The sequence below is a fragment of the Luteibacter anthropi genome (assembly GCF_023699965.1).
Taxonomy (GTDB): Bacteria; Pseudomonadota; Gammaproteobacteria; order Xanthomonadales; family Rhodanobacteraceae; genus Luteibacter; species Luteibacter anthropi.
Map to the genome: position 1 here is coordinate 2,966,054 of NZ_CP077072.1, position 23,646 is coordinate 2,989,699.

Genomic DNA, 23,646 nt, shown 5'->3' on the forward strand with positions numbered 1-23,646 from the left:
CGCCGCAAGGGCGCCCTCAAGTCGATCACCAACTGTATTTCTTATTACTTGGCCGCAGCCGACACGGTCAGGCCGCTGGCATCGACGCTCTTCACGCCCTTGATCTTCTTGGCGATCGCCTCGGCGTGGCTCTTTTCCTTCGCCGTGGCAACGGTGCCGGTCAGCGTCACGACGCCTTCGGTGGTGCTCACGGAGATATCGCTGCCCTTGACGCTCTTGTTGGCGGCAAACTCGGACTTCACCTTGGTGGTGATCCAGGTATCGTCAGCCTTGCCGGCGACCGTCTGGTTGTCGCCCTTGGAAGCGGCAGCGGCGGAGTCCTGGGCATACACCTGCGCGAACGGGACCGTGCCGAGACCGGCGACGAGGGCGGCAGCAAACAGGGCCTTGCGGAGGTTGGCATGGTTCATGGGTGAACTCCTTTACGCACAATGAGGTTGGCGAGCGGGGCCACACGATGTGGCTACCGTAGTCGCGGTAGCTATGGAACCAGCGCATTCGTGAACGATCTGTCGCCATCGCAGCACGTTGTTCAGTTTTGTGGGTGCGCACCGTACCGATAACAGGACATGCCATGTAGGAGCGCGCCTTGCGCGCGACCGGTCATCGCGACAACCCGGTCGCGCGCAAGGCGCGCTCCTACATGGCAGGTAAAGAAAGAGGGCGCCCATGGGCGCCCTCTCAAAGCTCTGCATTTCAGGCAGAAAGCGGCTTACTTGTATTCCACCGAACCGGTGAACACGAGGCCCTTGTCTTCGATGTGGGCTTCGCCGGACACCTGCTGCACGCGGGCGGCCTGGGCCTTCATCGCATCGAACTGGGCCTTGGAGCGGTTGGCGGCGTTCGCGGCGGAGGACTGGTCTTCCGGAGCGTCGTCGGCCTTGGCGGCATCGTTCATTGCGCTGGCGTACGTCTGGGCCTTTTCGGCCATCACGTCGACCCACGAACGGTACATGTCGCCATTGAGGTGCAGGCGGCTCACGCGGCCGGCATCGCCCGTGGTGGCCTTGAGCACGTCGTCGAGCTTGGCGTCTTCGCCTTCGCCCACGCCGATGGCCACGGCCTGGTTGCTCATGGCGGCCCAGGCCGGCATGCCGAACGAGGCAGTGACGTTCTGCGGCAGGGCGGTGGGCTTGCCGTCGGCGGCCAGCTTGAAGTCGCCGCCGAGCACGGCCTGAGCCATGGCGACGAGACCGGCCGGGTTACGCGTGCCGAGCACGATGCGACCGGTGACGGCCGGGAGCTGGGCGGGCGGAACAGCCGGCTTGAACGAGTCGAGCACGATGCGGATGCCGCGGACGTCGCCGAACGGCGGGATGGCGGCCTGCTGCATGGTCTGGCCGAGCTTGGCGTAGCTGTCGTTCATGCTGGCGAAGGCCGGGCATTCGAACGGCTTGGCGGCAACGGCTTCGGCCTGCGAGGTGAAGAACGTGCGGATCTGCTCGACCGGCAGCGCGAGGCTGATGTCGAACGGTGCGGTGGCATCGGTGCCCAGGCCCGGCAGCTCCACCTTCAGGCCCGAGAAGGCCTTGGTGATGTCGTCGGCCAGGGCCACGTCGACGCGCTGGTCCTGGTGCTTGGTGTCGAGGCGGGTGTAGCCGAAGCTGAGCGACGGCACGCGCGCGGCGATGCGGGTGGCTTCGGTCTGGCAGGAAGCCGGGATCTGCGGTTCCGGCTCGCCGGTCTTCTTCGCCTGCTGCTTGACGAAGGTGGAGAACAGCGGGTCCTTGCCACCGGCGACCAGCGGCAGCAGGCGGGTGAAGTCGATCTGGCCGACCACGTAATCCTTGTAGCCCTTGTCCTTGGCGAGGTCGGTGAGACGGCCGTCGTCCTGGATGTTCTTCTCGGGACGATCGGCGCCCAGCGCCTGACGGATCTGCGGCTGGCCGGCGTCGGCCGGGAGCAGCGTGGCGACGGCCTGCTTGCCCACCGTGGCGATCACCAGCTGGATGCCGGAATCGGACAGGGTGACGTGGCGGTACGACTGGCCACCGGCATCGGCGGTGTCGAGCTTCTTGCCGTAAGCGGTTTCGAGACGACCCACGAAGGCGTCCCATGCGGTCGTGTCGGCCAGCGACACGCGCAGGACCGGCGCCAGGCCGAGGCCGTAGATAGCCGAGCCCGTCTTGATGTCGAGGCCCATGTTCTTCACGGCGTCCTCGGCGGACTTGCCGTCGAACTCGGCGGCGAAGGCGCGCAGGAGGTTGGCACCGTCCTTGTTGCCCTTGGCTTCGAGATCCTGGGCGAACGACTTCATCTGGGTGACCTGGCCCGGCAGCTCGCTGTTGGCCTGGGCCATGATGGCGCCGTAGGCGTCATCGTCGAGCTTGTCGAGGGTGCCTACCACGTAGGGCGTGTCGGCCGGCACGAAAGCCAGCGGTGCATCCTTGTCCTTATGGCCGCAGGCCGCCAGCAGCACGCTGGCGATGCCGAGGGCGAGAAGTCGCTTCGTCGGTCGCATCATGTATCCCGTTGTTCAGGTTGGTCCCTTGGTCCGGCCATTATGCCGGAGAGCGCAGGCGGATTGGCGCCTCCACCGGACGCGCGGAGATCCTTGTTCAGTCGCTGCCCGTTTTAGGCAAGAACCTTCCAGGCCCTTACCTGCCCATGACTTCCGCCAGTACCGCCATGCGCACGAACACGCCATTGCCCACCTGCTCAAGGATGCGCGACTGGGCGCCGTCGGCCACGTCGGTGGCGATCTCGATGCCACGGTTGATGGGGCCGGGGTGCATCACCAGGCAGCCCTTGGCGGCACGGGCGAGGCGACGGGTATCGAGGCCGTAGCGCTCGAAGTAGGCGGCTTCGTCGGGAAGGTCGGTGGACGCCATGCGCTCCTTCTGCAGGCGCAGCATGATGACGGCATCCACGCCCTCGATGGCTTCGTCGAAATTCTCGTGATACGTGACGCCCTTCAACTCCCCCTCGGGTGGCAGGAGGGATGCCGGGCCCACGATGCGGATGTCCTTGGCGCCAAGGGCGGTCAGCACATGCACATCGGAGCGCGCTACGCGCGAGTGGCGCACGTCACCGCAGATGGCGACCTTGACCTTGCGCATGTCGGGGTGATGGTTGCGGATGGTGAGCGCGTCGAGCAGGCCCTGCGTGGGATGCGCACGGTTGCCGTCGCCGGCATTGACCACGGAGACGCCGCTCATCGCATGCTTGACCAGTTCCTCCGGCGTGCCCGATACCTTGTGGCGCACGATGATCGCGTCCAGGTGCATGGCTTCCAGCGTGTGCAGGGTGTCGAAGAGTTCTTCGCCCTTGCTGGTGGAAGACAGGCCGATGTCGAAGTTGATGACGTCGGCGCCCAGCCGGCGCGCAGCCAGTTCGAACGAGGTGCGTGTGCGCGTGGAGGGCTCGAAGAACAGGTTGAGCACCGTGCGGCCGGCAAGCAGGTCGAGCTTGCGCGTGCCGTGCGCGGTGGCGTCGCGCATGCTGTTGGCACGGTCGAGGATGCGTTCGACGGCTTCGCGCGGAAGGTTCTCGAGGGTGGTCAGGTGGCGCAGGCGATGTGACATGACTTCCTCAAGCGGGAGGTGGAACGGATCATTCTTGGATGAGGTACGACTCGAGGATGACAGCGGCAGCCTCGGCGTCGATGGATTTCGCATCGGAGCGTTTGCGTGTGCCGGCGGCGCGGCCAGCGGCGAAGCGGCGCGCGGCTTCCTGCGAGCTCATGCGCTCGTCGGTGAACACGACCGGAAGCTTGTAGCGATCCGTAAGGCGCTGGGCGAACCGGCGCGCGGTGCGCGTCATCGGTTGCTCCTTGCCGTCGTTGTCGAGCGGCAGGCCCACCACGAGCTCTTCGGGCAGCCAGTCGGTGCGCAGGGCATCGAGGGCTTGCCAGTCGGGCTGGCCATCACGGACGGGAATCGCGGCAAGTGCGCGGGCCGTGCCGGTGAGCCGGTTGCCGACGGCAACGCCGACGATTTTGGTGCCGACGTCGAATCCGAACAGACAGCTCATGGGTCAGGCGTGACCGGCGTAGCCGGTAAGCTGGAAGGGATCGTGCACGCCCATCGTGCGCGTGGCGGCATGCCAGCGTTCGTCGATGGGGGTATCAAAGACGATGTGCTCGTCGGCGCGGGTGGTGAGCCACGCGTTGTCCATGACCTCCTGTTCCAGCTGGCCGGCATCCCAGCCGGAGTAGCCCAGCGTGACCACGGCACGGCGCGGGCCTTCGCCCTTGGCCATGGCCACGAGGATGTCGCGGGAGGTGGTGACGGACCAGTCCTTGTTGACCCGGTAGCTGGAATCCCAGTGACCGTGTTCGCGATGCAGCACGAAGCCGCGCTCCTGCTGCACGGGGCCGCCGATGAGAACCGGGTAGTCGGCGATCTCGGGATCTTCGCAGTGCAGTTTCATCTGGGCCAGTACATCGCCCAGGCGGTATTCGGAGATCTGGTTGATGAGCAGGCCGACCGCGCCGTCTTCGCCGTGCTGACACAGGAAGGCCACGCCGCGTGCGAACGGCGCCTCGGTGAGCGAGGGCATCGCGATGAGGAATTGTCCCGCGAATGTGCTGGCGTTGGTCATGGGGCCATTGTAGCCGCTAAGGGCGCTGGCGTGCGCCGGGATTCAGGCCGCTTCGCGTAGGGTGTGCCCATGGTCAAAAGGAGGCACATTCATGCGAAACATGATGTTTGGGAAGGGTTTTCTTGCCGTTTGCGTCGTGCTGTCGCCCGCCATGGCGCAGGCGTCGTCACCGGCGGCATGGACGGCATATGAACGCACGGTGGTGGATGCCTGCGTGGCGGCCAGCGGGCTGAAGGATGTGAAGCCCGTGGGCGGCACGATCCAGTACGACGACCGGGTACCGGTGACGGCGCTGGTGCTGGCGGGGACGTATCCGCAGAAGCATATGAAGGGTGCGCCGGGGCGCGAGTTGTGCGTGTGGGACCGGGCGGCGAAGAAGGCGTACGTGAGTGAGGTGGATCAGTTGTTGCCTGGCGGCAGGTAGGGGGGCGTAGCGGTGGTGCCGGTCGTGCCGGGTGCCGCTTGGACCGGTCGCGCGCAAGACGCGCTCCTACAGGGTGATTTTGTAGGGGCGCGACCGGCCCGAAGCGCAATCCGTGTAGGAGCGCGCCTCGCGCGCGACCGGCCCGAGGGGCCGTACCCATCAATAATTCTTGAGCACATTCCCCGGCAAAAACTGCCAGGTGCGGGTGATGTACAGCTCATCCACCCGGCTCTTGTCGGCAGGCAGTGCAGGGAAGGGCGCCGATAGCCGGACGATGCGCTGGGCGGCATCGTCCAGCAGCTTGTGGCCCGAACTCTTGATCACGTCGATGCTCTTGATCGAGCCATCCCGGCTGAGCCCCACGGTAAGCACCAGCTCCCCATACACCCCCTGCCGCCGGGCTTCGTCGGGGTAGTTGAGGTTGCCCACGCGCTCCACGCGACCCACCCAGCCCTTCATGTAGGCCGCGTAGGCGTATTCACGCGTATTGGACGAAATGAATTTCTTTTTCGGTCGCTTGGCATACGCCTCGGACTGGTCGCGCACCTCGGCGGCGAGCTTCGCCATCTCCAGCTTGCGCTGCACCTCTTCGTCCGACACCGGCAAGGGCTGAGGCGCCTGCTCGCTGCGCTCCTTGTGGGTATCTACGGCAAAGGCCGATTCACCCGACGTGGTGAGCAGCTGCGTCGGCGAGCTTTCGTGCGGGGCCGGGGCCTGGGCTTCCTTCGGCTCCGGCGTCACGCCCCGGTTGGGCGTGGGCAACGGGCCGGACACCGGCTCGGCGGGACGCCGCGCCTTGTCGTGTTCACCGCCGCCGCTGTTGCTGGCCTGGGCGAGGAAGTCGGCCTTGTCCGGCTGCTCGGCGTTGGCGACGTCCACGAGGGTGACGTCCAGCGTCGGCAGGCTGGGCTTGGGCTTCTCCGCCTCGAAGGTGATGCCGAGGATGACGACACCGTGCAACAGCAGCGAGAACAGCAGCGTGGCGCCGAAGAGGTCGGCGCCGGTGGTGCGGGTGGTCATCAGGCCTCGATCGCGTCGAAGAGCAACCCCGCGATGTTAATGCCGAACTGGGCGTCCAGTTCGCGGATGCAGGTCGGAGATGTGACGTTGATCTCGGTCAGGTAGTCGCCGATCACGTCGAGCCCCACGAAGCGCAGGCCGCGGCGGCGCAGTTCGGGCGCCACCTGGGCGGCGATCCAGCGGTCGCGCTCCGAAAGAGGGATGCCTTCGCCGCGGCCACCCGCGGCGAGGTTGCCGCGGAACTCGTCACCCTGCGGAATACGGGCCAGCGCATACGGCACCGGCTCGCCGTCGATCAGCAGGATGCGCTTGTCGCCCTTGGTGATCTCCGGGATGTACTTCTGCGCGATGGCGAAATGACGGTTGCCGTCGAGCAGGGTCTCCAGCATGGAGTTGAGGTTGCTGTCGCCGGCCTTCACCCGGAAGATCCCGCGGCCGCCCATGCCGTCCAGCGGCTTGAGCACCGCCTCACCATGCTCGGCCACGAAAGCCTTCAGCTCGCCGCGATCGCGCGAGACCAGGGTCGGCGTGATGCACTGGGGGAACTGCAGGGCGAACAGCTTCTCGTTGCAGTCGCGCAGGCTGCGCGGGTCGTTCACCACGTTGCAGCCGGCTTTCTGGGCGGCTTCCAGCACCATGGTGTCGTAGATGAACTGCTCGTCCACCGGTGGATCCTTGCGGGCCAGCACCACGTTGATCTCGCCCAGGGGGCGCCACACGGCCTCGCCCAGGGTGAACCAATCGGCCGGGTCTTCCTTCACCGTGAGCGGGCGCAGGCGGGCCCAGGCCTCGCCTCCGCGCAACGCCAGGTCGCCCTGCTCCATGTAGAAAAGGGTGTGGCCGCGGCGCGTGGCCTCCAGCAACATGGCGAAGGTGGAATCCTTGGCGATCTTGATGGCGCGGATGGGGTCCATCAGGACGGCGACGGTCAGGGACATGGCGGAGGTCCGATTCGTGAAGACGGGCAGTTTAGTTGGGGCGGCCCGGTTTAAGAACAATTCTCCTTGACGCCACCCGACCCAACCTTTAAACAGCGGACCCAAGGACCGCCACCAGAGTGGTCCCGCGGGGTCTTGCGACCCCGGACTTTCGACCTGGCGCACGAAATGACCGGCGACGACCGGCTATGCTGCGGCGGGATTGCGGTTTTTTGGTGTGGTACGGGGGCGTAGTGAACGACAACGAACGTGGTACCGACCTGACCGGCTTGAAGGTCATGGTCATCGACGATTCGAAAACCATCCGACGCACGGCCGAGACCCTGCTGAAGAAGGAAGGCTGCGATGTGCTGACCGCGGTCGATGGCTTCGAGGCCCTGGCGAAGATTTCCGACCAGAAGCCCAACATCATCTTCGTGGACATCATGATGCCGCGCCTGGACGGCTACCAGACCTGCGCGCTCATCAAGAACAATGCCCAGTTCCGGGGTACGCCCGTGATCATGCTGTCCTCCAAGGACGGCCTGTTCGACAAGGCCCGGGGTCGCATCGTCGGCGCCGAGCAGTACCTCACCAAGCCGTTCACCCGCGACGAGCTGCTCGGCGCGATCCATCGCTACGCAACGGCCAACTGATCCCACTTCAATGTCATGCAACCACGTCCAGGGGGACGAGTGGCAAACATCCTGATTATCGACGACTCGCCCACCGACGTCCGCGTGTTCACCACGCTGCTCGAAAAGGCGGGTTTCTCCGTTTCAAGCGTGGACAATGCCGAAGCCGGCATCGACCGCATCCGTTCGAGCAAGCCCGACCTCGTCATCATGGACGTCATCATGCCCGGCATGAATGGCTTCCAGGCTACGCGCACCCTGAGCCGGGACCCGGCCACGGCCGACGTACCGGTGGTGATGATCACCACCAAGTCGATGGAAACCGACCGGGTATGGGGGCTGCGCCAGGGCGCCAAGGCCTTCATCACCAAGCCGGTGAACGAGAAGGAATTGCTCTCGACCATCAACGGGTTGCTCTCGCAGCGCACGCACTGAGGACACCATGAGCGAGAACGCGGCACTTACCCCCTTCGAGCTCCTCGCCTATTACGAGCGCGCCTGCGTGGCCCATGCGGCCGGCACGCCCGAACAGGTGGAGGACACGGGCCTGTGGCGCGGCATCGGCTTTCGCGTGGGGCGTCGCCATTTCGTGAGCGGCATCGACGAGATCAACGAACTGCTCGCGGTGCCGCCGCTCACCAACGTGCCCGGCACCCAGCCGTGGCTGATGGGCGTGGCGAACGTGCGTGGCAATCTCGTGCCGGCGATCGACCTCGGGCGCTTCCTTTTCGACGAGCGCACGCCGTCTTCAGAGCGTGCGCGCCTGCTGCTGGTGCGCCAGCACGGCGGCACGGTGGGCCTGCTGGTGGACGAAGTGTTCGGCCAGCGGACTATGGACGAAGGTCGTCGCGACGAGGGCGAACAGGAGACCGACCCGCGCGTGGCGCGGTTTGTCTCCGGGAATATCCAGCTCGGCGAGCAATCGTTCGGGCTATTCAGCATGAGCCGTCTGGTTCGTGCGCCGGATTTCCGGCAGGCGGCGCTCTAGGGCGTCCCAGGTGGGGGGCGGCACGGCCGTGTGGCCGGGCTGTTACAGGAACGCGGGAGGTGGCCCCTGTCGGGCCGCTTCGTCTGGCCAGGTTTGCGTGAGGTGGTGGTTATGAGTACGACAGCAAGCGGCGCAGGCCGGGAACGCGGGTACACGATCGTCATCGTGTTCCTGCTGCTGGCGATCGGCCTGGCGTCGGTCGACTTCTGGTGGCTCAACAACAAGAACGGCGAGGATCGCGAGGCCATTGCGCTCACCACGCAGGTGCAGGTGTTGTCGCAGCAGACCGCGAAGTACGCGCTGGAGGCCTCCGATGGCAACCGCGACTCCTTCCGCGAGCTGGCCGCCACCCGCAACACCATCGATTCGGCGGTGCAGCGCCTGGTGAAGGGCGATATCAAGACAGGCATGCCGGCCTACGCCGACGACAACGCCACGCAGTCGGGCCGCACCATCGGCAACCTGGCCAATGCCTGGCACCAGCTCGATGCGGACATCGGCAAGATCCTGAACAACAAGGACCTGGTGCTCTCCTCCGGTGAGCGTGCCGACCTGTTCGCCAAGCAGATGCCGCTGCTGAACGCCCGCGCGGACGAGGTGATGAACATCGTCCAGCAGAAGAATGCCTCGGTGGAGCAGACCTTCACCCTGGCGCGCTGGATGCTCATGGCCGACCGCATGATCCGCCGCGTGCAGGAGATCCTGCAGGGTGGCGATGCATCGCAGTCGGCAGCGGATGGCCTCTCGCGCGACGCACAGCTCTACGGCTCGGTGCTGAAGGGCCTCATCGACGGTAACCCGGACGGCGGTGTGCGCGCCATCGGCGACACCAACGCGCACAAGATCCTCGACGGCATGCAGGGATCGTGGGCGGAACTGGTGGATCCGGTAACCCAGCTCGTGGCCGCCTCGCCCAACCTCCAGGACGTCAAGCGCGCCGGCAACCAGGCCTCACTCGATTCTCAGACCGTGCTGTTGCGCGCGAACGAAGCGGCCGACCAGATCGCCAGGCTGCCGCTCACCCGGCTGTTCCCGAACGTGTGGTGGGGCCTGCTGGGTGCCATCGGCGCCGTGCTCTTCGCGCTGCTGCTCGTCTACAACCTCGTGCGCGACCAGCGTCGCCGTTTCGAGACCACCTCCGAACTCAACCAGCGTAACCAGGTCGCGATCATGCGGCTGCTGGACGAGATGGGCACGCTCGCCGAAGGCGACCTGACCATCAAGGCCACAGTGACCGAGGACATCACGGGTGCCATCGCGGACGCCATGAACTCCGCGGTGGACGAGATGCGCAACCTCGTCACCACCATCAACGAGACCGCCGTGCGCGTGTCGGCGGCGGCCCAGGAAACCCAGGCCACCGCGATGCACCTGGCCGACGCGGCCGAGCAGCAGGCGCAGCAGATCACCTCCGCCACCTCGGCGATCAACCAGATCGCGACCTCGATGGATACGGTGTCGAAGGATTCCGCAGAGTCGGCCGACGTGGCGCAGCGCTCGGTGCAGATCGCGTCACGCGGTGCCGAAGTGGTGCGCGAGACCATCCAGGGCATGGACTCCATCCGCGACCAGATCCAGGAAACCTCCAAGCGCATCAAGCGCCTGGGCGAGTCGTCGCAGGAAATCGGCTCCATCGTGGAACTCATCAACGACATCGCCGAGCAGACCAATATCCTCGCGCTGAACGCGGCCATCCAGGCCGCCTCGGCCGGTGAGGCCGGTCGCGGCTTCGCGGTGGTGGCGGACGAAGTGCAGCGCCTCGCGGAACGCTCCGCGAGCGCGACCAAGCGCATCGAGACCCTGGTGCAGACCATTCAGTCCGACACCAACGAAGCGGTGAGCTCGATGGAGCAGACCACCGCCGAAGTGGTGGCCGGTGCCCGTCTGGCCGAGGACGCGGGCACGGCACTGGGTGATATCGAACGCGTGTCGAACGATCTGTCGGCACTGATTCAGAACATTTCCGCGGCGGCACGCCAGCAGTCGGCAGCGGCGACGGATACGTCGGCGACGATGAACGTGATCCAGGAGATCACGTCGCAGACTTCGCTGGGCGCGAGCCAGACAGCCGAATCGATCGGTAACCTGGCACAGCTGGCGAACGACCTTCGCCTGTCCGTCGCGAACTTCAAGCTGCCGGGCTGATCGCAGTGAGACTTCAAGACCACAACGAATTCACCACGCTGCACTGGGTCAAGGCGGAACTGGACGACGCCCTGGCCAAGGCGCGCCAGGCCCTCGAATCCTATGTCGAGGACCCGCGCGATACCTACGTGATGCACACCTGTGCGGCCGACCTGCACCAGGTGCACGGCACGCTGCGCATGGTCGAGCTGTACGGCGCGGCCATGGTCGTGGGTGAGATGGAGGCCCTGGTGGCCGCGCTCATCGACGGCGATGTGGCCCAGCGTGACGAGGCCTATGCGGCGCTCATGCGCGGCATGATGCAGATGCCCGATTACCTGGAGCGCCTGCAAAGCGGCCATCGCGACGTGCCCGTCGTCCTGCTGCCGCTGCTCAATGATCTGCGTGCCAGCCGTGGCGAACAGCTGCTGCACGAGTCCGTGCTGTTCACGCCGAACCTCGATGCCGTGTTGCCGACCGGCGCGCCGGGTGCCGATGATCGCGCCGTGACCGAAGCGGCCCGCGGCGAGATCGCCGAACTGCGCGTGCGTTTCCAGCAGCAGTTGCTGGCCTGGTTCCGTGGACAGGGGGGCGAGCGCCAGTTGCTTGGCATGCGCGCCACGCTCGACAGCATCGCCGCACGTTGCTATTCGGTGCCGGGTCGTCGCCTGTGGTGGATTGCCGCCGGCGTGCTCGAAGGCTTGGAGCGCGGCGTATTGCGCGGTCATGAGAAGGACGTGCGCCAGCTGATCGGTCGTGTCGATCGCTCCATCCGCGAATTGCTCGATCGTGGTGAGGATGCCCTGCTGGGCGGCGACGCTGACGATCTCGCGCGCAAACTGCTTTATTACGTGGCCCAGGCCAGCTCGGGCAGCGACCGGATCGACGAACTGCGCCGCACCTATCGCCTCGACGGCCTGCTGCCGCGCGAAGCGGAACTGGAACATGCCCGTGGTTCGATGTCGGGTCACAATCGCGCCCTGCTCGATACCGTGTCAGGTGCCATCAAGGAAGACCTGCTTCGGGTGAAGGAAGCACTGGATCTGTTCCTGCGCCGGTCCGACAGCGACCCGGGCCAGCTTGGCCAGCAGGTGGACGTGCTTGAGCGTGTCGGTGACACCCTGGGCATGCTGGCGCTGGGCGTTCCGCGTCGCGTCGTGGGCGAGCAGCGCCGTATCCTCGGTGAAATTGCCGCTGGCGTGCGTGCGCCGGACGAGGAGTCCCTGCTCGATGTCGCGGGCGCCTTGCTCTATGTGGAAGCATCGCTCGACGATCACATCGACCGTCTGGGTGCCGAAGGCGAAGCACTGGTGGGCGAGGGCGGTTCGTCGCCCCTGCCGCGCAGCGAGGCCCGCCAGATTCTCGCCACCCTGATGCGCGAGGCCACGGCGAATACATCGAAGGTGAAGGATGCCATCGTCGCCTTCGTCGAGTCGTCGTGGTCACATGGCGAGCTGGAAGGCACACCCGACCTGATGGCGGAAATCGGCGGTGCCCTGCGCATGCTGGGTGCCAACCGGCCGGCAGAGCTGGCCGACGGCATCGGCCTGTTCATCCATCGCGAACTGCTGGGCGACCGCCGCGTGCCGAACAGCACGCAGATGGACCGCCTCGCCGATGCCCTGGCTGCGCTGGAGTATTACCTCGAAGCCGCGCGCGAACACCGCGGTGGCCTGGAGCACATCCTCGACGTCACGCAGCAGAGCCTTGCCGAACTCGGCTACTGGCCCGTGCCATCGCAGGAGCCGGTCACGGAGCTGGGCGCGCAAGCGCTGGAAGACATCGAGTCTGCTGCCATCGAGCATATCGCCGTGCCGTCCACCAGCGTGGACGAAGGCGAGACGGTATCCAGTTTTGCCGACAGCTTCGACCTGATCGACGAGCCGCCGACCGACGAAGAGGTCGAGGCGATGGCTGGTGCGCCGTCGCCGGTATCCAGTCATCCGCCCGAAGCGCCTCTCGTGGCGGATGCGCCGGAAGAGGACTGGGTCGAGGTGGAGGAAGAGGTCGAGCAGGAAGTCGGTGGCCATGGCATGGCCGAGTTCGCCGGATTCCAGATCACCATCGATGGCATCGACGAAGAGATTCGCGAAATTTTCCTGGAAGAAACCCAGGAGGAAATCGACAACCTTCGCGCGGCATTCGCGCAGTGGGAGCAGGAACCGGAGAAACTCCAGGCCCTGACGCCGATCCGGCGTTCGTTCCACACACTGAAGGGGTCAGGCCGACTGGTCGGCGCGCGTCTTCTGGGTGAATTCGCCTGGAAGGTCGAAAACATGCTCAACCGCGTGCTGGAGGGCAGCATCGCACCCCACGAGGGTGTGCAGGCGCTGGTCCGCCATGCGATCGATGCGTTGCCCGAACTGAAAGCCGCGCTGGAAGGTGCCGGTGCCCCCGAGGCGCCGATTGCCGCCATCATGGAAACCGCGGATCGTCTTGCGATGGGCGACAACGCCTTCGTCGAGGATGTCGCGAAGCATTCCGTGCATACCGTGCGCACGCGGGTGAAGCGCCGCGTACCGCGCGACACCATTGCAGCCGTTCCCGTTGCTGCCTTTGCGTCCTATGGACAGGTGCAGGCGGAAGAGGCTGTTGTGTCGGAGCCGTCGTTCCCCGAGCCGGCGCTGCCGCCGGTGGATGCCGTGCTGCTGGATATCCTGCGTACGGAAGTAGCGCAGTACCTGGCCGTGATCCGTACGAACCTTGCAAAGGCAGGTGATGGCGAACTGCTGATCGACGATGCGCTGTTGCGCGCCGTGCATACCTTGCACGGCGCCATCGGCATGGTCGATATCCCGCTGCTGATCCAGGTACTTGCCCCGCTCGAGGGCCTGGTCAAGCGCGTGCGCGCTTCGGGTCATCCGCTGCGCCGCGATGGTGTGCAGGTGCTGGCCGAAGCGGCCGATCTCGTCGACCACGTGATGGCGTTGTTCGATACGCCGCAAGCACCGGTTCCCGATGTATCCTCGCTGGCGTCGCGTATCGCGGCGTTGCGCGACGAACAGCCGGAAGCGACGGTGGCTCATATTCTTTACGAGCCGGATCCTTCGCTTTACGACGAGGACGTGAGCGACGTTGTTGCGCCCGAAGCGCAGGATGACGAACTCACGGCGCAACTTGCCGATGAACTGGCGCATCGCGACGAAGATCTGCCGCCCATCGACCTGCCGCCGTTGCAGCCGGTCGTGGAAGAGGGCGACCTCACCGCCGATTTCATTGCCAGCCTGGGTGATGATTTCGCGGAAGATCGCCCGGAAGGCGAGCTGAAACCCATCCTCGCCTACGATCCGGCACAAGCTGACGAGTGGTACAAGCTCGACACGGCAACGTCCATCGCGCCCCTTGTCGGCGACAGCGAGGTCACGCCACCCGAAAATACCGAAGAAACGGCACCCGCATTTGTAGGAGCCGACCTCGTCGGCGACCACGACGCCCCACCGCCAGAAGATACCGAAGAAACGACACCCGCCGCTCTTGTAGGAGCCGACCTCGTCGGCGACCATGGCACCTCACCGCCGGAAGATATCGACGAGACAGAACATTCCGCTCCGCAGGAGTCGCCGACGAGGTCGGCTCCTACAGAGAGCGGGGTGTCGCCTTATGCGGATATCGATCCTGACCTGCTCGAAGTGTTTGTCGAGGAAGGGCGAGAAATCCTCGACCACGCCGACGGCGCACTGGCCGCCTGGCGTGCCGACCCGCAACAGCCCGACCACGTCGCCTCCCTGCAGCGAGACCTGCACACGCTCAAAGGCAGCGCACGCATGGCAGGCATGGCCGCGGTAGGCGATCTCGCCCATGCCATGGAAACCCTGCTTGACGCGGTAGCCGCCGGCCAGCGCGAGAGCGATCGTGCCGCCATCGAAGCCACCGAGGGCGGTTTCGACCGCCTGCACGGCATGGTGCAATCCATTGCCCAGGGCCGTCCCATTGCACTGGCCGATGCGGACATCGAACCGTTCGCCCGTCTGGCCGGTGCGCCTATCGCGCCTGACACCGTCACGGCGGAAAGTTACCGCGACGAACGCATCGCCGCGATGCCGCCTGCGCCCATGCGCGACCTGCCGGACCTTCTCCCCGAGTTCGAGGAAGAGGATCTCCAGCGTGGTTCGCAGGAACAGATCCGCGTACGCGCCGACATGCTCGACACGCTGGTGAATCACGCGGGCGAAGTGTCGATCTATCGCGCACGCCTGGAGCAGCAGACGGCGAGTTTCCGCACGGCGCTCACCGAACACGAACAGACCGTGGATCGCCTGCGCAGCCAGCTGCGCATGCTGGAAATCGAAACCGAGGCGCAGATCATCGCGCGCTACCACCAGGAACACCGGGACAGCGGTTCCTCCGCGTTCGATCCTCTCGAGCTGGATCGCTTCTCGCAGTTGCAGCAGTACTCGCGTGCACTCGCCGAATCGGTATCCGACCTGGTGTCGCTGCAGACGATTCTCGACGACCTGACCCGGCAGTCGGAAAACCTCCTGCTCCAGCAGCAACGCGTGAACGCCGAGCTTCAGGAAGGCCTCATGCAGACCCGCATGCTGCCCTTCGATGCAATGGTGCCCAACCTGCGCCGCACATTGCGCCAGGTGGCGGGCGATGTGGGCAAGCGCGCCCAGCTGGTGGTCGAAGGCGCCAACGGCGAAATGGACCGCAACATGCTTGAGCGCATCAAGGCGCCCTTCGAGCACATGCTGCGCAACGCGGTCGCCCATGGCATCGAGACCCCAGAGGCTCGCGAAGCGGCCGGCAAGTCGCCCGAAGGCACCGTCCGCATCCAGGTTGCCCGTGAAGCAACGGAGATCGTCGTACGCCTGTCCGACGACGGCGCGGGCATGGACCGCGATGCCATCCGCGAAAAAGCCGTCGAGCGCGGCTTGCTGCGAGCCGATACCCGTGTTTCCGACGAGCAGCTGTATCGCCTGATCCAGGTACCGGGTTTCTCCACGGCCGAAAAGGTGACCCAGGTCGCCGGTCGCGGCGTGGGCATGGACGTGGTGGCCAACGAGATCAAGCAGCTTGGCGGCACGCTCGACATCGAGTCGCACAGAGGGCAGGGCACGACCTTCGTGATGCGCCTGCCGTTCACCCTGGCGGTGACCCAGGCGCTCATCGTACGCATCGGCGAAACCAGTTTCGCCATTCCCATGACCTCCGTGCATGGCGTATCGCAGGTGGAGCCGAACGAGCTTGCGCATCGCATGGCGGACGATGAGCCGGTGTTTGAATATGCCGGCGAAGACCATGCCATCCACGATCTGCCTCAGTTGCTGGGCCTGCACACCATTTCGTCGTCGGAAGAAGGCGAAATTCCGCTGCTGATGGTGCGCGCGGGCGACCTGCGAGCGGCCGTGCGCGTGGATGCCGTGCTCGGCTCGCGCGAGATCGTGGTCAAGCCGGTGGGCCCGCAGGTAAGTTCGGTGCCAGGCATCCTCGGCGCGACGATCATGGGCGACGGCTCGGTGCTGGTGATTCTCGACCTGGCACCGCTGGTGCGCCATGGCGTGGCCCGCCGTGCATTCGAAGCCGAAGCCGAACTGCCGCATGCGCCGCGTGCGCAGGACGAAATCCGCGTCAAGCCGCTGGTGATGGTGGTGGACGATTCCATCACCATGCGCAAGGTCACCGGCCGTGTGCTTGAACGTCATGGCTTCGAGGTGATGACCGCGAAGGATGGCGTGGACGCGCTGGAGAAACTAAACGAACGCGTTCCCGACCTGATGTTGCTCGACATCGAGATGCCGCGCATGGATGGCTACGAACTGGCGACACAGATGAAGGCAGAAGACCGCCTCTCCGGCGTACCTATCGTGATGATCACCTCGCGTACGGGCGACAAGCATCGCCAGCGTGCGTTCGATATCGGCGTGGCGCGCTACATCGGCAAGCCCTACCAGGAAGGCGACCTCATCGTGCAGATCAACGAACTCCTGGGAGGGCGTCATGGCTGAGCGTGGAACGGCTGTCGCACTGCTTTTCGACGATGCGACGCTTTCCGCGCATCTGCGCGATGCCCTGTTGGAGCATGGTGCCAGCATCGTCTATGCCTCCGACCTGGCCTCGTTCGCACCGGCCGAACTGGTGGGGGCCTCGCCCGATGTCGTGGTAATCGACCTGGACAACCCGGGTGACGACGACCTGGATCGCCTCTACGACACGGTTGAAAGCGGCCACCCGAGGCTGGTATTCAACGATGCGGACGTCAGCCGGCGGCTGAGCGGCTGGGATCGTGCACGCTGGGCCAGGCATCTAGCGGCCAAGCTCGTGGGTGGCATGGTGCTCGATCCACCCCGGCCCGAGGATGCGCGTTCGATCGAGCCGCGCGTCGACGCCGCCGTCGCACCGCCCGCGCGGGTCGAGGACGTCTTCATGGCGTCGGTAACGGATGATCTGGCCATCATTGGCAGTCACGGTTACGTCGGCGAATCCGGAGACTTCGGCGAGCCCTCGTCAGTGACGGGCGCTCTCGTGGACGAGCCGGATTTCGCCACGCCTCTTTCGATGGATGATGACGCGCCTGGCGGCGATACCAGCCACCTTGCCGCCGAGCTGGAAGCCTTGCTGGCCGACGGCGAGCTGTCGTTGCCGGGTCACGAGTCGCTTGAAGAGGTTCCGTCGGCGCCGGTCGAGCTCAGCGAGCTGGCGTCGCTGGGATTATCGTCCTTCGAACTGATCGATGAGTTACCGGCGACCGCGCCGGTGGAGAGCCGCCAGTTTGACCTCTCCGCACTTACGCTGGACGCTCCGGACGACACCGCGGCTTCATCGGTGCAGATCGAAGGCCGCTCTACCGAGTATGTTCCGCCCCCGGTCCCGGAATGGGACCTGGTAGACCACGATGCCGTTACCGCCCATCCTGCCGAGCCGCGACCGGATGCCGCCGAATTCGGTATCGAAACCCTGAGCGCCGTCGAATTCCTGGCCCATGACGTCGTGGATGACGGCAGCGTGGATATCCGCCCTGGCCTGACCCTTGAACTGATGTCGATGGAAGAGGCCGTGGCACCCACGGCGCGGCAGGGCGATTACGTGCACGAGATGTTCCTCGACGAAAACGCCCGGGCCGTCCGTCGCATCGTGGCGCTTGCGGGTGCCACCGAAAGCGTGTCGGCGGTCGCAGCGTTTCTTTCCGCGCTTCCGAAGGGGCTTCCCGCTGTCCTGCTTGTGGTGGTCCATCACGACGGTGAAAGCGCACAGCTTGTGGCCGGACTGGGCAAGGGCCGGCTTGCGACGCACGGCACGCATGTGTCGCACGGTGATGTGCTTGTTGTTGCACGTGGCGAGCACGTGCAGATACGACGCGACGGCAGCGTAACGGTCAGTGCCGATCATCTGGCGACGGGCCCGTCGATCGACGGTGTGCTCAGCAGCGTCGCCGGCAGTTTCGGCAAGGATGCACTGGCGATCGTGTTCGCCGGTCGTGGCAATGATGCCGTGGCGGGTGCGCAGGCCATCTACGATGCGGGTGGCCGCGTGTGGGTCGAGACCATTCCGGTCGAAGACGATTACGGCCAGATGGTGGCGGGAGTCCGGGAAGAGCGCGTGGCCGGTTTCGCGGGCGACGTCGCCACCCTTGCACGCAAGCTGATCGAGGAATTGCCATGAGTGAGCCGCTTCCCCGCGAAATCCGTTGCGTGCTGATTCCCAGCGGTGGCATCCGCCTGCTGCTGCCGAATGCGGCCGTAGCCGAAGTCATTACCCTGGCAGGGGTGGAGCCGGCGCCCGGTGCCCCCGCGTGGATGCACGGTGTCATCGAATGGCGCGGCTGGCGCATTCCGCTGGTCAGCTTCGACCATGTGGCCGCCCTGCCGGAGGACAGCCAGGCGCAGGTCACCCGCGTTGCGGTGCTCAAGGCCATCGGCCAGCGCCCCGACATGCCCTACGTGGCCGTGCTGACCCACGGTTTTCCCCGCCTGACGACGCTCAACGCGGAGCTGCTGCTGCCCACCCACGACGGCAACGACCTGCCTTTCGGCGTTCGTGCCCGGGTGCTGGTGCGTGACGACATGGCCGTCATCCCGGACCTCGAAGCCGTCGAGGCCGCCCTGGCCGGGGTCATGGAGCCCGCCTGAGGGGCGAATTCGGCCGGACACAGAAGCTTCGCAAGGTCCCCCGCACTGTCGTCGGGGGGCGCGACGCGCTATTCTGGCCGCTTTCCCTGGCAAGTTTGACGCCAATCCTGGGCTGAGCTATCACGGCAGCACACCCCCCGTCCCGCCAGGGAAGGATGCCCCCTTGAACGACAGGTCCGAAGTGCGCCAGGTTGCCTGGCACGAACAGATTGCGGTGGCTGCGGCCTATGCCGCGGTCTGGGAGGTTGCGCGGTACTTTTCGTTCTCGCACTGGATGCTCCCGGCGGGCATCCGGCTTGCCTGCCTGCTGCTCGTGCCCCGGCGTTACTGGATCGCCCTCGTGGCGGGCGAGGCGCTGCCCGTGATGACCAATGGCCTGATGCTCATTCCGCAGTTCGGCTGGTGGTATGGGCTGTTCGCGTCGTTCCCCGTCATCATTCCCTGTATTCCGGTCATGCTCTGGTTGCGCAGGCGTGCCTCTTTGTTCCTGCCCGATGGCTCGGTCAATATGCTGCTGTTCGGCACGGCATCGCTCGTCTGCGCCCTGCTGGCCGCCATCGTGAACGACGTGATGCTGGCGGGAGCCCTCTGGCCAACGGAGCCGGGGCAGGCCGTTCCGTATGTCCGCCTGCTACAGGCCTTTTTCGCCTACCTGCTCGGTAGTTATCTTGGCGCGCTGACCCTGGCCCCGAGTCTGGTGGCGCTGCGTATTCTGGTGCAGCAGAAAGACCTGCGCACGATCTGGCAGGGCCCGCTTGCACGTGATCTGGCGCTGGCGGCGGGATTCCTCGCCATCGGTGCCTTCGGTGCCGCGCATCTCGATGGCGCCGCCCTGATGGCCTGCCGCATCGCCATGGTGCTGCCGGTGCTTTTCGTGGCCTTGCGCCACGGCTGGCACGGGGCTGCCTTGTGCGGCACGCTGGCCAGTGTCGCGCTGGCCACCACGTCGGCGATCGTCCGCGATCCTGCCATGATCCAGGCGCAAGCCGTTTTCGCGGCGGTGCTCTCCACGATCCTCATGGTGGCTTCCCGGCGCATCGTGGCGACCATGCCTTCGCCAGCCACGCTTCCGCTGCGTGACTGACGAAAGCGACCTGCATCCTGGCGATTACTGGGACGGCGACGTGGCGTTGAAGTGGGCACCGCATTCCTCGGGTCCCTTGGTGCATTCACCCTGGATGGCCTGGAAGATCACGGTTCCCGACGGCTGCGGATAGGCGATCACCTGTACGTCGTCAGAGCGATACACCGTCTCCCCATTGGCATCCTGTGCAGGCGCGGATGCTGCCTGCGACGCCGTGGCAAGGCGGGTCGTGTCCGCACCCATCGGAAGAGCAAAGACCTGGCCGCCGGCCACGCCGAATGCGGCGCGCACGATGCCGTTGAGGTCGTTGATCTGCACGTAGCGGACACCTGCGCGCTCGAACTGGTAGACATGGAAATGGCCGCTGGCGCTGACGTCGGCGGTCGCCGGCCGGGACTGGCCAAGCCCTGCCGTGCTCGCCGTGGAGGAATCGGCCAGGGCCGGTGCGGCGATCGGCAGGAGCATGGCCAGGAGTGAAAGACGGATGCGCTTGTTCATGGGTCTGGTTCCTGTTCGGGTAGGCCACGGCGGGGTGCCGGGGCACGGGTATCCTAGGTCGGATGCACGTATCGGGTCGTTTTCGTCAGCGAAATGCGGCGTAACGTGGTGGTTACATACCTTTTTGCCGCAAAGACGCATATAAGGAATTTCCGAATCGGCATATCGGCGCGTCAGACCCTCTTGACGAGTAATTGAGAATCATTATCATCAACTGCGCACCCCCACCGCGGAGTACCTTGCCATGTTGATGAGAACGCTTCCCCTGAACGACAACGCCTCCCGCGACAAGGTCGTCCCGCTGCGTACCGCACCGGCCGCCGCCCGTCGCATCGAAAGCAAGAACCTGCTCGATGGCTCTCGCGAACTGGTCATCGAACACCAGGGTGCGGAGTACCACCTGCGCCTCACGCGCAACGACAAGCTCATCCTCACCAAGTAACAACCCAGATCTCCCCGCCGCCAAGCCAGCCGTCCCTCCCGCACGGCCCAGCCAGGCACTCCAGAAGACGAACCGTCACCGGGAGACGCCCATGTTCGGTTGGCTCGCATCCTTCGGCGTGCACGCACGCCATCGCTCCGCCTCCACCATCCGCTGGCTCGCGGTCTCCCCCCGTACGCTGGTCGAGGGGCTGGGACAACTGGGCGGGGTGCTTTATCTCGCGCCACGCCCCGTCACCTGCCCGGCCGGTGCGCCGGTACCTGTGGGTTGCCTGGTGGAATCGGCCGACCTCGCACCACTGCTGGCTACACGCCACGTCGGCCTGACCTGTGCCGTGACGGCAGAGGGACCGCGCGAATGGATCGACTGCGTGAGCGCCGATGGCGACACGCTGGCCCGTATCTACCTGTTGCCGGATACCGATTACCTTGCCTGGGATGGTCTCTTCGCCGGTGCTATCGTTGTCGATGCACCCTCCCGGCGCGTCCCGGATCGCGCTTGGCTGCGGGCTTGCCGCGCCCGGGTGTTGAGCTTCCAGCGACGCCGCCTCGTCGGATTCGACGTGCTGGGCGCGCAGGATGTACGCATTTCGTCGCTGGGTCGCGGTGTCGCGCGCGACATCGCCGTGTCCGAGTCGGTCGCCATCACCGTGTAGGAGCGTGCTTGCGCGCGACGGGCTCATCGCGATGCCCGGTTGCGCGCAAGCACGCTCCTACGGGACCGGCTGTTGTTGTGTCCGGTCGAGAGTGTCCGCGGACACACTGTCCTGGGCGCCATGCGTTGGCGCCCAATCCCTTCATTGTTGGCATGCTCCCTGCTTGGTCTTTCGTAAAGACCTTCAGGGACAGCCCATGATCCGCGACACCTCTGCCCAGGACCGCCTCGTTGAAGTGCGCCCCAGCCGGCGCCGCAAGCTGCTACTGGCCGGCGGCGGCGTGGCAGTGCTGTGTGTCCTGGCGCTGACCGTGCCGAGGCTGTCGTCGTTGTTCTCTGCCGAAGCCTCGGTAAGCCAGTCGAGGCTCACCATAGCCACCGTGACCCGCGGGCCCTTCGTGCGCGATATCGCGGCGGAGGGCAAGGTCGTGGCGGCGGTGAGCCCTACGCTCTACGCGACATCACCCGGTGCCGTCGTGCTGAAGGTGCACGCAGGTGACGTAGTGAAGAAAGGCCAGGTGCTGGCGAGTATCAGCAGCCCCGAACTCACCAATAAACTTCTCCAGGAGCGTTCATCGGCCGATGCGATGCAGGTGGATTACCTGCGTGCGCAGATCGAGGCGCGAAAGAAGCGCGGTGAATTGCAGAAGACCCTGGACAACGCGCTCATCGACCAGACCGCCGGCCAGCGTGACCTCAAGCGTTATCAGACCGCCTATGACAAGGGAGCCGTACCGGTGATGGACGTGGACAAGGCGAAGTCGACGCTCGACAAGGCCAACGTCGCCGTGCTGCACGCGAAGTCGGACATGGGCATGGACAACGACAGCCTCACCTTCGATGTGCAGGCCAAGAAGATCGCCCATGAGCGCCAGCTGCTCATGGTCAAGGAGCTGGAACGCCAGGTGGACGACCTCGACGTGAAGTCGCCTGTGGACGGCCAGGTGGGTCAGCTGTTCATTGCCGAGCGCGCCACCGTTGCCAAGGATGCCCAGCTGCTGAGCGTCATCGACCTGTCGGCGCTCGAAGTGGAGATGAAGGTTCCTGAAAGCTTCGCGCGTGACCTCGCCATCGGCATGCCGGGCGAAATCGCAGGCAACGGCAAGACCTGGACGGGCAAGGTGAGTGCCATTTCCCCTGAAGTGGTCAACGGTGAAGTGGCCGCCCGGTTGCGCTTTGACGGCAGCACGCCGCAGCAGCTGCGCCAGAGCCAGCGTCTTTCGGTGCGTGTCCTGCTGGATCGCCGTGAAAACGTGCTGACGGTGCAGCGCGGCTCGTTCGTCGACGAGAGCGGCGGTCGCTACGCCTACCTGGTCAACGACGGCATGGCTGATCGCCACGATATCCGTGTCGGTGCAAGCAGCATCGACAAGGTCGAAATACTTGACGGGCTGAAGGAAGGCGACCGCATCGTGGTCTCCGGCGCCGATGCCTTTGGCAATTCGAAACACGTCGCGATCGGCCGCTGATCGCATCATCGATACCGTATTCAACCGAGGGAACCGCCATGCTCAAGATGAACCATCTCGCCAAGGTCTACCGCACGGAAGTCGTCGAGACCTATGCGCTGCGCGATTTCAACATCGACGTGAAGGAGGGCGAATTCGTGGCCGTGACGGGGCCGTCGGGTTCCGGCAAGACCACCTTCCTGACCATCGCGGGCCTGCTGGAGACGTTCACCGGGGGTGAGTACCACCTCGATGGCGTGGAGGTGAGCAAGCTCGACGACAACGCCCGTTCGCGCATCCGCAACGAGAAGATCGGTTTCATCTTCCAGGCGTTCAACCTCATTCCCGATCTCAACGTGTTCGACAACGTGGAAGTGCCGCTGCGTTACCGGGGAATGAAAGCGGCCGAGCGAAAGCAGCGCATCATGGATGCACTGGAGCGCGTTGGCCTGGCATCCCGAGCAAAGCACTATCCGGCCGAATTGTCCGGCGGCCAGCAGCAGCGCGTCGCCATCGCCCGTGCGCTTGCCGGATCGCCGCGCCTGCTGCTGGCGGACGAACCGACGGGCAATCTCGATACGCAGATGGCCCGTGGCGTGATGGAACTGCTGGAAGAAATCCATCGCGAGGGCGCCACCATCGTCATGGTCACCCACGATCCCGAACTGGCCGCCCGTGCACAGCGAAACGTGCATGTCATCGACGGCCAGGTCGTGGATCTCGCGGAGGAGCCGCGTTTCCATACCCACGCTCACGTGGCACACCCCTGAGCAGCTGAAGCCGCTTGTAGCGTTTGAGGAA

Annotated in this window: 21 protein-coding genes; 13 read left to right on the forward strand and 8 right to left on the reverse strand. The window is 65.4% G+C overall.

All coding sequences use genetic code 11. The features are described from left to right. Nucleotides 1-44: 44 nt before the first annotated feature. The 5 genes from KR767_RS12900 to KR767_RS12920 form a co-directional block, all read right to left on the reverse strand. Entirely contained in the window at nt 45-410 is a 366-nt protein-coding gene (locus tag KR767_RS12900) for a BON domain-containing protein (protein ID WP_166949790.1), read from the reverse strand. Between the two features lie 302 nt (nt 411-712). Beyond that, nucleotides 713-2,464, reverse strand: a complete 1,752-nt coding sequence (locus KR767_RS12905) for a hypothetical protein (protein ID WP_345779876.1) — start codon at nt 2,462-2,464, stop codon at nt 713-715. Between the two features lie 133 nt (nt 2,465-2,597). Next, on the reverse strand, nt 2,598-3,524 hold the full coding sequence (locus tag KR767_RS12910; RefSeq protein ID WP_250876576.1) for an aspartate carbamoyltransferase catalytic subunit: 927 nt from the start codon (nt 3,522-3,524) through the stop codon (nt 2,598-2,600). Nucleotides 3,525-3,552: 28 nt separating this feature from the next. Then, complete coding sequence (gene ruvX / locus KR767_RS12915) at nt 3,553-3,972, reverse strand: Holliday junction resolvase RuvX (RefSeq protein ID WP_166949793.1); 420 nt, start codon at nt 3,970-3,972, stop codon at nt 3,553-3,555. Between the two features lie 3 nt (nt 3,973-3,975). After that, nucleotides 3,976-4,542: a YqgE/AlgH family protein gene (locus tag KR767_RS12920; RefSeq protein WP_250876577.1), complete on the reverse strand. Its 567-nt coding sequence runs from the start codon at nt 4,540-4,542 to the stop codon at nt 3,976-3,978. Between the two features lie 91 nt (nt 4,543-4,633). Here KR767_RS12920 and KR767_RS12925 point away from each other — a divergent pair, with 91 nt between their 5' ends. Next, nucleotides 4,634-4,966 (forward strand): hypothetical protein, encoded by a 333-nt coding sequence (locus tag KR767_RS12925; protein ID WP_250876578.1) that lies wholly within the window; start codon nt 4,634-4,636, stop codon nt 4,964-4,966. Nucleotides 4,967-5,125: 159 nt separating this feature from the next. On the opposite strand, the gene KR767_RS12930 is transcribed toward KR767_RS12925, so the two are convergent. Both KR767_RS12930 and gshB read right to left on the reverse strand, forming a co-directional pair. Then, nucleotides 5,126-5,986: an energy transducer TonB gene (locus tag KR767_RS12930; protein ID WP_166949797.1), complete on the reverse strand. Its 861-nt coding sequence runs from the start codon at nt 5,984-5,986 to the stop codon at nt 5,126-5,128. Beyond that, a complete protein-coding gene (gene gshB / locus KR767_RS12935) occupies nt 5,986-6,924 on the reverse strand; it encodes a glutathione synthase (protein ID WP_250876579.1) in 939 nt (312 codons plus the stop codon). Before gshB ends, KR767_RS12930 begins: the two co-directional genes overlap by 1 nt. A 278-nt stretch (nt 6,925-7,202) precedes the next feature. On the opposite strand from gshB, the gene pilG reads away from it, so the two are divergent. The 8 genes from pilG (at nt 7,203) to KR767_RS12975 (ending at nt 19,803) form a co-directional block, all read left to right on the forward strand. Beyond that, entirely contained in the window at nt 7,203-7,559 is a 357-nt protein-coding gene (gene pilG / locus KR767_RS12940) for a twitching motility response regulator PilG (protein ID WP_166950074.1), read from the forward strand. 39 nt (nt 7,560-7,598) lie between these two features. Next, nucleotides 7,599-7,973, forward strand: coding sequence for a response regulator (locus KR767_RS12945; RefSeq protein ID WP_166949801.1), 375 nt, complete (start codon nt 7,599-7,601; stop codon nt 7,971-7,973). 7 nt (nt 7,974-7,980) lie between these two features. Continuing rightward, nucleotides 7,981-8,526 (forward strand): chemotaxis protein CheW, encoded by a 546-nt coding sequence (locus KR767_RS12950; RefSeq protein ID WP_166949802.1) that lies wholly within the window; start codon nt 7,981-7,983, stop codon nt 8,524-8,526. A 111-nt stretch (nt 8,527-8,637) separates the two neighbouring features. Further along, nucleotides 8,638-10,671, forward strand: a complete 2,034-nt coding sequence (locus tag KR767_RS12955; protein ID WP_166949804.1) for a methyl-accepting chemotaxis protein — start codon at nt 8,638-8,640, stop codon at nt 10,669-10,671. Nucleotides 10,672-10,676: 5 nt separating this feature from the next. After that, nucleotides 10,677-16,598 carry an Hpt domain-containing protein gene (locus tag KR767_RS12960; protein WP_250876580.1) on the forward strand — a complete coding sequence of 1,974 codons (5,922 nt, stop codon included), beginning with the start codon at nt 10,677-10,679 and terminating at the stop codon, nt 16,596-16,598. Then, entirely contained in the window at nt 16,591-18,252 is a 1,662-nt protein-coding gene (locus tag KR767_RS12965) for a chemotaxis protein CheB (protein ID WP_250876581.1), read from the forward strand. The genes KR767_RS12960 and KR767_RS12965 overlap by 8 nt, the downstream gene beginning before the upstream one ends. After that, nucleotides 18,249-18,719, forward strand: coding sequence for a chemotaxis protein CheW (locus tag KR767_RS12970; RefSeq protein WP_250876582.1), 471 nt, complete (start codon nt 18,249-18,251; stop codon nt 18,717-18,719). The genes KR767_RS12965 and KR767_RS12970 overlap by 4 nt, the downstream gene beginning before the upstream one ends. 163 nt (nt 18,720-18,882) lie before the next feature. Further along, on the forward strand, nt 18,883-19,803 hold the full coding sequence (locus KR767_RS12975; RefSeq protein WP_250876583.1) for an MASE1 domain-containing protein: 921 nt from the start codon (nt 18,883-18,885) through the stop codon (nt 19,801-19,803). A gap of 24 nt (nt 19,804-19,827) precedes the next feature. On the opposite strand, the gene KR767_RS12980 is transcribed toward KR767_RS12975, so the two are convergent. Continuing rightward, nucleotides 19,828-20,301 carry a hypothetical protein gene (locus tag KR767_RS12980; protein ID WP_250876584.1) on the reverse strand — a complete coding sequence of 158 codons (474 nt, stop codon included), beginning with the start codon at nt 20,299-20,301 and terminating at the stop codon, nt 19,828-19,830. 244 nt (nt 20,302-20,545) lie between these two features. On the opposite strand from KR767_RS12980, the gene hemP reads away from it, so the two are divergent. The 4 genes from hemP to KR767_RS13000 all read left to right on the forward strand — a co-directional run bounded on the left by hemP (nt 20,546) and on the right by KR767_RS13000 (nt 23,615). Further along, nucleotides 20,546-20,743 carry a hemin uptake protein HemP gene (gene hemP, locus KR767_RS12985; RefSeq protein ID WP_166949814.1) on the forward strand — a complete coding sequence of 66 codons (198 nt, stop codon included), beginning with the start codon at nt 20,546-20,548 and terminating at the stop codon, nt 20,741-20,743. A gap of 91 nt (nt 20,744-20,834) precedes the next feature. Next, nucleotides 20,835-21,398, forward strand: coding sequence for a hypothetical protein (locus KR767_RS12990; RefSeq protein ID WP_250876585.1), 564 nt, complete (start codon nt 20,835-20,837; stop codon nt 21,396-21,398). Between the two features lie 196 nt (nt 21,399-21,594). Further along, nucleotides 21,595-22,866 (forward strand): efflux RND transporter periplasmic adaptor subunit, encoded by a 1,272-nt coding sequence (locus KR767_RS12995; RefSeq protein WP_250876586.1) that lies wholly within the window; start codon nt 21,595-21,597, stop codon nt 22,864-22,866. A gap of 38 nt (nt 22,867-22,904) precedes the next feature. Next, nucleotides 22,905-23,615 carry an ABC transporter ATP-binding protein gene (locus KR767_RS13000; protein ID WP_166949820.1) on the forward strand — a complete coding sequence of 237 codons (711 nt, stop codon included), beginning with the start codon at nt 22,905-22,907 and terminating at the stop codon, nt 23,613-23,615. Nucleotides 23,616-23,646 lie beyond the last annotated feature (31 nt).